Annotated in this window: 14 protein-coding genes; 2 read left to right on the top strand and 12 right to left on the bottom strand. The window is 33.5% G+C overall.

What is annotated here, in order from left to right:
• Positions 1-5: 5 nt before the first annotated feature.
• Positions 6-1,595, bottom strand: coding sequence for a 4Fe-4S binding protein (locus RH81_RS09865; RefSeq protein ID WP_033960023.1), 1,590 nt, complete (start codon positions 1,593-1,595; stop codon positions 6-8).
• 2 nt (positions 1,596-1,597) lie between these two features.
• Complete coding sequence (locus RH81_RS09870) at positions 1,598-2,896, bottom strand: NAD(P)/FAD-dependent oxidoreductase (RefSeq protein WP_033960024.1); 1,299 nt, start codon at positions 2,894-2,896, stop codon at positions 1,598-1,600.
• A gap of 93 nt (positions 2,897-2,989) precedes the next feature.
• Between RH81_RS09870 and RH81_RS09875 the strand changes: the two genes are divergently transcribed.
• Complete coding sequence (locus RH81_RS09875) at positions 2,990-3,997, top strand: glycoside hydrolase family 113 (protein WP_033960025.1); 1,008 nt, start codon at positions 2,990-2,992, stop codon at positions 3,995-3,997.
• Between the two features lie 38 nt (positions 3,998-4,035).
• The gene (locus RH81_RS09880) at positions 4,036-4,767 is read left to right on the top strand and encodes a metallophosphoesterase (RefSeq protein WP_173424368.1); all 732 of its coding nucleotides are present in this window, start codon (positions 4,036-4,038) and stop codon (positions 4,765-4,767) included.
• Here RH81_RS09880 and RH81_RS09885 read toward each other — a convergent pair whose 3' ends face one another.
• The 10 genes from RH81_RS09885 to RH81_RS09930 form a co-directional block, all read right to left on the bottom strand.
• Positions 4,768-5,472: a TIGR04283 family arsenosugar biosynthesis glycosyltransferase gene (locus tag RH81_RS09885; protein ID WP_033960027.1), complete on the bottom strand. Its 705-nt coding sequence runs from the start codon at positions 5,470-5,472 to the stop codon at positions 4,768-4,770.
• Positions 5,465-6,355: a DUF547 domain-containing protein gene (locus RH81_RS09890; RefSeq protein ID WP_241478978.1), complete on the bottom strand. Its 891-nt coding sequence runs from the start codon at positions 6,353-6,355 to the stop codon at positions 5,465-5,467. The genes RH81_RS09885 and RH81_RS09890 overlap by 8 nt, the downstream gene beginning before the upstream one ends.
• Positions 6,356-7,240, bottom strand: a complete 885-nt coding sequence (locus RH81_RS09895) for a sterol desaturase family protein (RefSeq protein WP_033960028.1) — start codon at positions 7,238-7,240, stop codon at positions 6,356-6,358.
• Between the two features lie 9 nt (positions 7,241-7,249).
• The gene (locus RH81_RS09900; protein ID WP_033960030.1) at positions 7,250-8,365 is read right to left on the bottom strand and encodes an inorganic phosphate transporter; all 1,116 of its coding nucleotides are present in this window, start codon (positions 8,363-8,365) and stop codon (positions 7,250-7,252) included.
• Between the two features lie 122 nt (positions 8,366-8,487).
• On the bottom strand, positions 8,488-9,456 hold the full coding sequence (gene arsM / locus RH81_RS09905; RefSeq protein ID WP_033960031.1) for an arsenosugar biosynthesis arsenite methyltransferase ArsM: 969 nt from the start codon (positions 9,454-9,456) through the stop codon (positions 8,488-8,490).
• Positions 9,457-9,536: 80 nt separating this feature from the next.
• Positions 9,537-10,349, bottom strand: coding sequence for a purine-nucleoside phosphorylase (locus RH81_RS09910; protein ID WP_033960032.1), 813 nt, complete (start codon positions 10,347-10,349; stop codon positions 9,537-9,539).
• Positions 10,342-10,986: a TIGR04282 family arsenosugar biosynthesis glycosyltransferase gene (locus RH81_RS09915; protein WP_052172499.1), complete on the bottom strand. Its 645-nt coding sequence runs from the start codon at positions 10,984-10,986 to the stop codon at positions 10,342-10,344. The genes RH81_RS09910 and RH81_RS09915 overlap by 8 nt, the downstream gene beginning before the upstream one ends.
• Positions 10,964-11,458, bottom strand: a complete 495-nt coding sequence (locus RH81_RS09920; RefSeq protein ID WP_033960033.1) for a rhodanese-like domain-containing protein — start codon at positions 11,456-11,458, stop codon at positions 10,964-10,966. Before RH81_RS09920 ends, RH81_RS09915 begins: the two co-directional genes overlap by 23 nt.
• Position 11,459: 1 nt before the next feature.
• Positions 11,460-12,515, bottom strand: coding sequence for an arsenosugar biosynthesis radical SAM (seleno)protein ArsS (arsS, locus tag RH81_RS09925; protein ID WP_033960034.1), 1,056 nt, complete (start codon positions 12,513-12,515; stop codon positions 11,460-11,462).
• A 60-nt stretch (positions 12,516-12,575) separates the two neighbouring features.
• A complete protein-coding gene (locus RH81_RS09930; protein WP_033960035.1) occupies positions 12,576-12,911 on the bottom strand; it encodes an arsenosugar biosynthesis-associated peroxidase-like protein in 336 nt (111 codons plus the stop codon).
• Between the last annotated feature and the right edge of the window lie 54 nt (positions 12,912-12,965).

A 12,965-nucleotide genomic window follows, 5' to 3' on the forward strand; every position in this document is an offset into this window, starting at 1 on the left:
ATATCTTATTTTTCGTTTACTAGTTCCATTAAATCGACATCATTTCCTAGAAGAATTTCAGTCGGATTAATTCGTCCATTCATACTATCATTCTCTAATTTTAACACACCTCTTGGGCAAACAGCAGAACAAATTCCGCAGCCTACACAACTTGAGCGCACAATGTTTTCGCCTTTTTGAGCATAATGACGTACATCAATTCCCATTTCGCAACTGTTAGAGCAATTTCCGCATGAAATACATTGACCACCATTTGTTGTAATTCTAAATTTAGAAAACAGACGTTGTTGGAAACCTAAAATAGCTGCCATTGGACATCCAAAACGACACCAAGATCTGCTACCTAAAATCGGATAAAAACCTGTCCCAATGACACCTGAGAATATAGAGCCAATATAAATTCCGTAAGCAGAACGCAATGCTCCTGCTTTCACATAGAAGACATGTTCTGTAGTGCCAGTAAAATGCATGGTTACTAACAAAATTATTACAGCAAATAAACCTATCGCACCATATTTTACATCTTTCCCAAGTTCATGTCTTTTAAAAATCATGATTCCAGCAAATACGATTGTTAAAAAACCAATTACTAGACTTATGAATACACCTTTTGTAAGCCAAAAATCATTACTGTCATATCCTAAATAGGTATACACCATTGCTGTTGTCATTACCACAGAAAACACTAAAACAAGGTGAATTAACCAACGTTCTATTTTCCATGCAGACATTTTTTTAGATGATAATTGTCTGAATGAATCTCCAGCTGTTTCTGCTAGTCCACCACAACCACAAACCCAAGAACAATACCAACGTTTTCCAAATTTATAAGTTAAGATTGGAGAAATGACAAAGATTGTAATGATACCAAAAAGGATTAGAGCTAATCCAATATTTCCATTTGATAGAAACCCACTTACTGACCATTCATCAAAAATATAATAGTTAAGTGGCCACATAGATTTTAAATCGTAGTATGGTAAATCGTTATTCATAACATACATGAATTCAGGAATCAAGAAGGCAAAACCCAATTGAAAAAACATAACTGAGATTGTACGGATTTGTTGATAACGATTGTGTCTGTATTTGAGTATAAATTTATACCCAAATGCCAAAATAGCAATTGTATAAAGGGTTCCGTAAACAAACCACTGACTGGCATTTCGCCCACTTAAAAGTTGACTAAGAGGATCAAATAAACTAATTAATCCAGTATTTGCTGCTCCATCAACTCCTAAACCTAAATATTGTGGGTAAAAATAAAGAACTATATAAAAAGACGTCAGAATAACACCTACTAACCAACCCCAAACACCACGTGATGAAATAGATTTGAACCAAACACCATCGTTTTTAATACCTTCTAATTTTGTCAAGTAGGCTTCTCTAGAATAGATAATAGTTCCAATACTTACCATACCTAATGCTAGCGTTAAGAAAACGCCTTGGTTAGGGAAATTTGTATTAAAAAGTGCTAAAGCTAGAATTAGTAAACCTACAATTCCGGTAGCCAAAGCAACTTTTTGTTTAGTTGTAATGTTTATAGCATCAGGTTTTGCCAAAGACATGCTATGATTTATTTTGTTACTCATGGTTATGCAGTTTGTAATTGTTTATTATAAGCGGATAAGATTTCAGCTTCATAGTGCTTGTAGAATTCTGGATCAAAATTGGCTTCAGAAAGATGATTCATAACATAATCAACATCTCGTTTTTCTGTTAGCCAAGTATCAAATGTTTCATGGCGCATCCTAATTCCGAAGGTATTAATCCCTATAAACTCATTTGTATCTTTATTATAACCTACTGTTAGGCATTTGGTGTCATCTTCATGTTTCCAATGGAAATGTGTTTCATTTTCCTTTGGTTTCGCCCAAACCCATCCATAGGTTTGATATTCTATATCTAAAAACTTAGCTGAATTAAACCAATGACCTGGTTTGTATTCTCTGCGCTTATCACAAATTGTTTGTGCTAATGTTTCTCCCATCATGCGACCTGTATACCAAACGGCTTCTATAGGTCTACGGTTACCAATGGCTTCATGCTGTTCTGCACAATCTCCAATAGCATACACATCAGGAATATTAGTTTCAAGAAAACGATTGACTTTAATACCTCTTCCAGTTTCTATTTTTGATGACTTAACAAAATCTATGTTTGGTGAAACACCAGCTGTTAAGCCAACAACATTACAAGGAATTTCTTCACCAGTTTCTTCAATTACGACTGATTTTACCTTTCCGTTTTCATCAGACTTTATCTCCTTTAAATTAGTAGATAATCGCAAATCTATGTGGTGGTTTTTAATATGACGATTAATCATTTGACTTTCGCCTTCAGGTAAAACACCATTCCAAAAACTTGATTCACGGACTAAAAAAGTCACAGGAATACTTCTTGAGTTTAGCATTTCTGCAAGTTCAATACCAATAAGTCCACCACCAACAATCACAGCTCTTTTGCAGACTTCTTTGTTTGGAGCATGTACTTCTAAATTATCTAAATCTTGTTTATGGTACATTCCCATTACACCTTTAAGGTCCTGTCCTGGCCATCCAAATTTGTTTGGCTTACTACCTGTTGCAATAATTAATTTATCGTAATTAAGATGTGAGCCATTCGCAAGTCTTAAAGATTTATTGTCGGTATCAATGGCTTCAACATATGCATTAAGTAATTCTATTCTATTTTTCTCCCAGAACCAATTCTCATAAGGTTGTGTGTGTTCAAATTTCATATGTCCCATATAAATATACATGAGTGCAGTTCTAGAAAAGAAGTAATCGGTTTCTGCAGATATGATTGTGATTTTTTTATCGGAAAGTTTTCTAATATGCCTTGCTAAAGTGACACCAGAAATTCCATTTCCAATTATAACGATATTATTCATAGGATTGAATTAGTTGAATCTTTTGTCGAAGGTTTTGTTAAAACCTTAAACGCTATTAGCTTTTTGTTTAAATTTAAAGATTAAATATTTGGTATGAGAATAATTTTGGCTTTCCGTGTTTTGCTTTTACTTTTTATAGTAAGTGCTTGTGCTGCTCAAAAAGAGAAAGTCAACGGACTTAGTTTTGTTGCATCTCGTGAAATTATTAACGAAACACATACCGAACCAGTAGTTAAAGTTGGTGCTAATTACACTGCAATTATGCCTTTCGGTTTTATTCGTGATTTGGAACATCCAGAGATTATCCATAATACGGATAGACAATGGTTTGGAGAAACAAGAGCAGGTGCAAAACAATATGTTGAAGCACTGAGGAAACAGAACGTTAAAATCATGATTAAACCTCAAATTTGGGTTTGGCAAGGAGAATTTACAGGACATATAAAAATGACTACCGAAGACAATTGGAAAGCACTAGAAACATCATATTCCAAATTCATTCTCGAATATGCAGAATTGGCGCAAGAAACAAATTCTGAAATTTTTTGTATTGGTACTGAATTAGAAAATTTTATTAACGAGCGTCCAGGGTATTGGCATCAATTAATTAAAGATATTAAACGTGTCTATAAAGGAAAGTTAACTTATGCTGCCAATTGGGATGAATTTAAAAGAACGCCTTTTTGGAGTGCTGTAGATTATATTGGAGTCGATGCTTACTTTCCTGTAAGTGAAAAGCAGACACCAACAATTGAAGAATGTAAAGCTGGATGGCAAAAACATAAACAAGTCATGAAATCACTTTCTGAAACTCATAACAAACCTATTTTATTTACTGAATATGGTTATCGAAGTATGGACTTTACCGGAAAAGAACCATGGGAAAGTGATCATACTATTGAATCCTTGAATTTTGAAGGTCAAACGAATGCTACTCAAGCGCTTTTAGAAGAATTCTGGAATGAAGACTGGTTTGCAGGAGGATTTGTATGGAAATGGTATCATAACTACGACAAAAGCGGCGGTGAGAAAGACAATCAATTTACACCACAAAACAAACCTGTTGAAGCAGTAATTCAATCCTTTTATAAGTCCGAATAAAACAAATAGTCTATTTATATTTGTATAAAATGTAGATCATGAGAACACTTGCCATTGGAGACATTCATGGAGGATTAAAAGGACTAATTCATCTTTTAGAGATTGCTAAGGTTACCAAAGAAGATGTGCTCATTTTCGTAGGCGACTATGTTGATGGTTGGAGTGAATCTGCTCAGGTTATTCAGTATTTAATAGAATTATCGAAGACAAATGACTGTATATTCATCAAAGGGAATCATGATGTTTGGTGTGAAGATTGGTTGCGAACTGGAGAAGGAGAACCTGTTTGGTTAGCCCATGGAGGACAAGAAACCGTAGAGAGTTACGACTCGTTTTCAGAAGAAGAAAAAAAGCAACACTTATATTTCTTTGGTGATATGAGTCTTTATCATATTGATGATGACAATCGATTGTTTATTCATGCAGGTTTTACCTCTATGCATGGTGTAGAAAAGGAATATAACTTTCGTAATTTTTATTTTGATCGTACACTTTGGGAAATGGCATTAACCATGGATAGTAATATTAAAAAAGATTCTGAACTCTATCCAAGCCGATTAAAACAGTATTCCGAAATTTATATTGGTCACACACCAACGATTAACTTCTATAAAGATAAACCTATGAATGCCGTAAACGTATGGAATATTGATACAGGAGCAGCTTTTACAGGCAAACTATCTGCCATTGATATTAATACAAAAGAGGTTTTCCAAAGCGATGCTTTGAAAGATTTGTATCCAAATGAAATAGGGAGAAATAAAGGTTAATCACCTAATATGTTTCTTGTAATAAGCAAATAAATCATCAGCCGAAGCACCAAACCATTTTTTGATATAGATGGTCCAAAAGTGATATTGCAATTTCCAAATACCATGCTTTTTATAGAGCCTTGCTGAAGTGCGAATCTTTTTATTAATGACAACAAATTGTTTTCTTTCGAAAAGTGCATTAATCAATATGTTGTCTTCATAAATGATAAAGCTTTCATCATAACCACCAATATCATCAAATAACTCACGTGTAATAAACTGACTTTGATCACCACCTCTGCATGCACGCCATGAAAATTGTGTTAACCAACTCGCTAACCTCAACCACCAATGATTGCTATCAAATTGCATTCTGAAACATCCAGAAAGGTTATTATTGTTTACTTCATTTAAAATTAGTTCATCGTAATTTTTCGGCGGAAAAGAATCAGCATGAAGAAAATAAAGAATGTTACCAGTAGCATTTTTAGCTCCAAGATTCATTTGTTTAGCACGTCCTTTTTCGGATTGTAAAAGCGTAATATTCGAGTAAATGGTTTGCATGTACGCAATTAAAGCACACGTATTGTCTTGACTTCCGCCATCAACCAAAATGATTTCGCTAATATTTGACTTTGATGAGTTTTCATTTAAATGAACAAGGAGTTTTCCAAGGTCTTTCTCTTCATTTAAAACAGGAATAATGATAGAAATCTTATTCATTCAAATTCCAGTTATAATCTTTGTAACTTTTTTTAGCTTTATCTGAAATTGTAACGTTTGAATATTGGTTTAAGAAGTCGATTAATGAACTTCCATTCGTTTTAAAATCGCCTCCATACCACTTAAATATTTTAGATACTTTGATGCTATTTTCACTTAGCTCATTTTTAGAAGTATCATTTAAAAAGCCTTTAGTTAATAAAACTAAATCGGTTTCTAAATCTTTTGCAGTGAATGCTTTGTTGTATAAAATCGGACAAGAAACAGCGGCACAAACTAGGGCGAAATGAATACGAGGTTCATCCATTTTACGAATGATTCTGTGTTCCACATCATTAAGTGTATACCATTTGTCACCAATTTTGATAAAACGATGATTCCATGGTCCATCAATATCTTTAATGCTTTCTATTGGATAGTTATCTAAAATTAATTTAACCGTAAATGCATTGTAAACATTCATCCAATAGGCAAGCGTTTCATCCTTAGTCCAAGACTCTTGAGGAGGTGTTTCTGAAAGTGATTTTAGATAGGTGTTGAATCTTGTTTTATCTGCTCTAATTCCTTTGTAATTCACATTGCCTTGATCTGAAACATGTTTTTGGAGTAGACTATTCCATAGATCGTGATTAAAGGATTCAATTTCAATGCTTTCAATTATTTCAGGTTCAACTACAACTTCTGGAACAGTTTCAGAAGATTCCATTTCAGTCAAATCAGTCTCAGCAGGAGTTTCTATAACTTCTTCAATTTCAATTTCAACGATTTGCTCTTCTTTTTGAATCGTGTCTTCGGTTGGAGTAGTGCTTGCAATTTGTTTTGAACTACCACAAGAGACGATTAATAAAACAAGGATTAAAATGGAAATAGGTTTAATGGACATCTACTTTTTGTTTAATGGATATAACTCCTGACTAATAAAATCTTTCGGGAATTGTTCGTCACCTTCAAAACCTAATTCTATGTCTCTTCCGCTATGCGGAACATAATTTGTTTTAAAAATGTAATCCCAAATACTTAATGTTAGTCCGTAGTTAACTCCAAACCTAACATGCCTCGGAAGTTCTTTTGCATGATGCCAGATATGCATCTTCGGATTATTGAAAATATATTTTAATTTTCCATAGTCCCAACCTAAATTAGCATGGTTGAGATGACCAATGACAATAGCAAAGAAATAGACTATGGCGACATCTTGAGCATCAAATCCACCAATAATTGCTATTGGAATATAGAGTAGTGATTTATAAACGATTGGTTCCATCCAATGGTAACGTAAATGCGCAGCAAATCCCATTTCTTTCACACTGTGGTGAACCTTGTGAAAATTCCACAATATAGGAAAGCGATGTAATAAACGATGTGTATTCCATTGCACAAAATCACTCACTAAAAAGAAGATAAACAAGCCTAACCATTTTGGGAGATTATCTACATCAAACAATTGAAAATTGGAAATGGATAAGCCCAAAACACCTAGTATGTCGTTAAAAAATTCAGCAGCTGAATTTGATAAGGCAATAAGCACAATGAGGTTTAAAAGAAAAAAATTGAAGAACATATAAAAGGTATCCAACCAAAAATCTTTACGAAAGACGGCTTGATTTTTTCGCCAAGGAAAGGCAATTTCAAGAAGCCAAACAATTATGGAGATGGCGATTAAGCCATAGAAATAATTGTCCCAATTATTTTGGAATAGAAGCTCATTTTTGAGATAATTCCAATACCCAGAGTACGAGTTTTTTATAATGTCAATATACTTTTCGATAAGTTCTAATTATGAAAGTGATTCTAATATTTTAAATAATAAAGCACTTACAATAGCTGCCATTGGAAGTGTGAGCAACCAAGATAATAATATTTTGCCAATCATTTTGTAATCGGCTTTTTTTGTGACGGTTCCAATTCCGAAAATAGAACCAACAGACACATGTGTTGTAGAAACAGGTAAACCATGTATACTTGCCGTTGTGACTAATAAACCAGTAACCATATTTGCAGTAAATCCTTGTCCAGAATTCATAGGTGTGATTTTTTTACTCATTGTGATACCTACTTTTTTTGAATTCAGTAATCCTCCAATAGCCATAACGATTGCTATAATTACCATACTCCATTTAATATCGATGGCATTTATTATTAATAATAATCCAACGATTTTAGGGGTGTCATTTAAACCACGAGCGAAGCTTACGATTCCAGCACTTAAATAATGCAAGGCGTCTAAAACTTTTTGAGAACTTAAACCAAGAATTTGTCCATCGTAAGTTTCTATTTTATTTTGAATGGTAGCTTCAATTGTTTTTTTAGTTTTTAATGTGGCTACATTATCCATATTGAATGAAGCAACAGTAGTAGTTTGTTTCTCATGAATGTTGAGGTTTGTTTTTTTAGTTACTCCTAGTTGTTTCCTGAAAAACCTAAAGATGAGATATGCGATAAAGCTAACAATTGCTGCCATTAATGGGCTTACAATTAAAGGCATTAAAAACGTTCCTCCGAGTTTTTCAAAATTGAATTGTGTGCCAACAGCCATTACTCCTGCACCAAATAAAGCACCTACTAAACTATGAGTAGTAGAAATAGGCATTCCAATTTTAGTTGCTATGAAAACGGTTAGTGCAGCGCCAAATGCTATAGATATTGCAAAAATAGGCATGGTTATTAGTTCATTTGGGACCAATCCTTTTCCAGAAAAGTTTTTCACTAATTCGTTTGCGAAAAAAATAGCGGCTACAGATCCAGAAAGTGTAGTGATAGTTGCCCAGTTTATTGCTTTTTTATAATTAGTTGTTCCACTCCCGAAGAGTGTAGCAACACCTTTAAAATTATCATTTGCTCCATTGCTATAGGCTAGAAAACATGCTGAAATAAATAATAAGACTAAAATCATAGGGAGCAACTTTTGTTTTTATTGGACGAAAGAATAATTTTAAGCTTACAGTGATTCCTAGATATTACACAAAAAAAGAACGCCTAATTAGGCGTTCTTCATATTTTAATAGAATGTTGTTACTAGCAACAACCACCACCATCATAATGAAATGTAGATTCGCTAAAAAAGATATCGTCTCTTCCTAAAGCTTGTAAAGCTCCAGCAGTTTTATCACAAATTGCTAAAGGTTGATTTTTAAGTAATACATGTCCTGCTTTATCATCAAAATAATCTTCTTCACCATAGTAGATTGCAGCTTTTCCTGTGAAAATACATGGCCCATCACTAGGCATAGGATCTTTAATTGCAGCAACTTCAATAGATTCAATATAGATGAGTTCATCTGTAGGATAGTGCTTAGGATCTAAAATACGATAAGGTTTTCTCGCCCTAATTTCTATAGTTCCAAAGCCTGCATCAGTTAGTGCTTTTACGTATTCTGAAATAGGTAAGCTTCCGCTTAAACATAAAGCTCTTAAACGATCGTCATTTCGCAATTCGTCGTTCATAGGTTGCTCACAAGTTGGGTCACTCATCACTAAACGACCATGAGGTTTTAGAACGCGATGCATTTCTTCAATAGCTTGCTTTAAATCTTCTGCCTTGAAAATATTAAATAAACAATTTTGAGCAGCAACATCAATACTATTATCTTCAACAGGAAGATTCATGGCATCACCTTTTTTAAGGTCTACAAATTCAGATTTAAACCAATCATTTTGTTCTTCAGCTTCAACGAAGTTTTTACGAGAAGCTTCCAACATTTCGTCTACAACATCAACACCAATAACACCTCCTTTTTGACGATTGAAATATGAGAATTGTAATAATTCCATACCACCTCCAACACCAACATATAGCATTTTTGGATTGTTTGTTAAATCACGAGCATGAACTGTACTTCCGCAGCCGTAATTCATTTCTTGCATGATTCTCGGGATTTTCAATCCTGGTAATTCCCAAATAGGATTCGTAGTACAGCATAACCCAACATCAGGTGTTAATGCTGCTTCTTTATATAAATCGTTAGTAGCGTTTAAGTAGCTCATAGCTTAAGATTTTTATTTGATATTTAGTTTTATAAAGGTAAGCCCTTTATCAATATTAGTGTGTAACATAGATTACACGATTAAATGGATTTTATTAGTTCTTTAAAAAGCGTAATCATATTAGGTTCTGCTTTTCCAGCCATTGCTATTATTGCTGCAATATCTACAGGTTCTAAATGATCTGGATCACATTCGTCTGTTAATACTGAAATAGCAGCTGCTTTCATATTTAAATGATTAGCAACAATAATTTCAGGTACTGTACTCATGCCAACAGCATCGGCACCTATAATTTTGAGCATTCTATATTCTGCTCTGGTTTCTAATTGAGGTCCAACTACGCTGGCATATACGCCTTCATGTAATTTTATATTATGTGCTTTTGCAATACTTTTAAACTTGGTATTTATTTCCAAATTGTAAGGTGCACTCATGTCTGTAAAACGTTCTCCTAAATTTTCAACACCTTTAAATGCTAATGGTGAACTTCCTTGTAAATTGATGTGATCATCAATCAACATTAATTCTCCTTTTTTAAAGTTGAGGTTAATCGCGCCAGCAGCATTCGAAACTAATAATGTTTTAATTCCTAACTTTTCCATGATACGAACTGGAAAGGTAACATCTTGTAAAGAATAGCCTTCATATACATGAAAACGACCTTGCATTACGACCACTTTCTTTCCTGCCAGATTTCCATAAATCAATTTCCCTTTATGAAATTCGACTGTTGCTGTTGGGAAATTAGGAATGTGATTATAACTCACCTCGCTAATCACTTCAATTTCGTTTGTGAGTTGGCCTAAACCTGTTCCCAAAATGATTCCGATTTCAGGGTTTTCAAAACCTTTATCAGCTAAATAATCTGCAGTTTCTGTTATGAATTTAATCATTAAGTTGTTTGATTTTATGTTGTAATTCTGTATTGTTTTTATAAAAATCCGATGCTTCTAAGTCTTCAAAAGTATCGATGTCATTTAAGACCTCTAAGGTACTAAATGTTGTATTGTTTTGTTTTAATTCTGAAAGAGTTTCTGATAACAAATGACTTTGGCTCCATGGTTTGTTTTGAAACACATTGTTGTTCATTTTAGACATTCCAATTAGGTAATAACCACCATCTTCTGCAGGTCCAAAGACAACTTCAGAGTTTTCTAATGCTTCTAATCCATTTTTAATATGAGATGCATGAATGTCTGGCAAATCTGAACCGATTAAGACAATACGTTCGTAGCCATCTTCAAAACCTTTCAAGAATGCATTTTTCATTCGCTCACCTAAGTCAACACCTTCTTGAACCGCCTTATTTGCATTATTCCATTTGGTATTTACTATGGCGTCAGAGAAATAGATGCATAGAGATGTGTCAAGCTTTTTAGTAGCCTGTTCTGTAACTTTCAATAACTCTTTATAAACTTCAAATGCAGCTTGATTACCAATGGTTTTTGCAAGCCTAGTTTTTACTTTTCCTAGTTTTATGTTTTTCACGAAAACAATGACGAGTTCCTTATTCATGTGTTTTGATTCCATTGTTTAACCATTTACTCCATTTTTCTGAAAATGTATGAATGCTATCGGTTTCATTGTTTTGATTGTTATAAACTGAATGGTTGTTGTTTTTCCATTCGAAAATTCCACCATAAAGATTTTTTACATTGGAGTACCCTGCTTTTTTTAATTTACTTGCAATCACTTCTGAACGAATTCCTAGTGAACAATACACAACGATTTCTTGATCTTTATTTGTTATTTGCTTCTCGATAGTTTCTATGTTGAAGTCGTCATATCCAACCCAAAGCGCATCTTTTATATGGCTTACTCTGTATTCTTGTACTTCTCTAGCATCTAAATAAGTAGGTTCTGTTTGGAGTCTGTCTAAATCTTGAACATAGATGTATGGCACCTCTTCGGTATTGTGTTTTTCTAGAAGCTGAGATAGTTTGTCTTGAGAAAAACTATAAACAGAAAAAAGGCATAATATGTAGAATAATACTGTTTTCATTTTAAGTAACTTCACCTTGACAACTACTTCCTGCTCCAGCTGTGCAGCCATAACAATGTTGAGAAATTACAATATTGCGTCCTTCTAGCAAGTCTTCATTAAACTCTGAAATATGCTTTACCTTACTGTTTACAGGTAATTCTAGCATTTGATTAAAATCACAATCGAATAAATATCCTTCCCAACTTATTGATAAGGTATTTGTACACATGACATTTGCAACTGCTGTAGGATTATAAGCTTCTACCAATTGATACATATAATCTTCATAGTTTTCAGATGCAATTAAGTAGTCTAGAAAACGAGAAATTGGTAGGTTAGTGATAGCGAATAAGTTGTGAAATTGAATTCCGAAGTCATCAAGTAATGCTTTTTTGAAATCTTTTTCCATAGACATTTGGTCTCCAGGTAAAAATGCTCCTGAAGGATTATAAACCAAGTCTAATTTTAAGTCACTATTTGGTATGCCATAACCAATAGCGTTTAGTTCTTGTAATGCCTTAATTGATTTGTCAAAAACACCATCGCCTCTTTGTTTATCTGTTTTTCCTCTTGTCCAATGTGGCATTGAACTTACGACATGAACATTATGTTTTTTGAAAAATTCAGGTAAATCGTAATATTTTTTGTTAGCTCTAATAATGGTTAAGTTAGATCGAACAATAAAATCTTTAATTCCAACTTTGGCAGCTTCTTCAACAAACCATCTGAAATCTGGATTCATTTCTGGAGCTCCTCCTGTTAAATCTAGTGTATGTGCACCTGAATTTTTTATAACCTCCAAACACTGCTTCATAGTGTCTCTAGTCATAATTTCCTTTCGGTCTGGACCAGCATCAACATGGCAATGATCGCAAACTTGATTGCACATATAGCCAACATTAATCTGCAAAATTTCAAGCTTTTTTGCTTTTAGTGGAAATTGACTTGTTTCAGAAATCTTATTTTTAAAAGTTGGTAATTCTCCGTTTTGAAAAATACCATTTGATAATATTTCTAATTGTCTATTGCTATTTGCTAAATCGCTTCCTTTTTTATGTAGGGACTTTGTTGCCATTAAATGTATAGGGTTTGTAAGCTTTAAAAAATGAATTTGGTCAGATATGAGGTAGTTAGGTTAACCATCTAATTTATTTATTTTATTCATCATCTGAACACCATGTACTAAAGTAGCTCCACCTTTTATTGCTGCTCCAACATGAATAGCTTCCATCATTTCTTCTTTTGTAATACCTCTTTGTAAACCGTCTTGAGAATAAGCATCTATACAATATGGACATTGTTCGGTATGTGAAACTGCTAAAGCAATTAGTGATTTCTCTCTAGCACTTAATGCGCCTTCTTCGAATACTTTTCCGTAGTATTCAAAAAATTTATTTCCCAATTCTTCACTCCATTCTGTGATTTTACCAAATTTTTTAAGATCTGCTGGGTCGTAGTAAGTCTTTGACATATGTGTGTATTAAATAGATGTAAGAAAATTTCAAGTTACTGTTTTTTGTCGTAG

The organism is Psychroserpens jangbogonensis, from assembly GCF_000797465.1.
Classification (GTDB): Bacteria; Bacteroidota; Bacteroidia; order Flavobacteriales; family Flavobacteriaceae; genus Psychroserpens; species Psychroserpens jangbogonensis.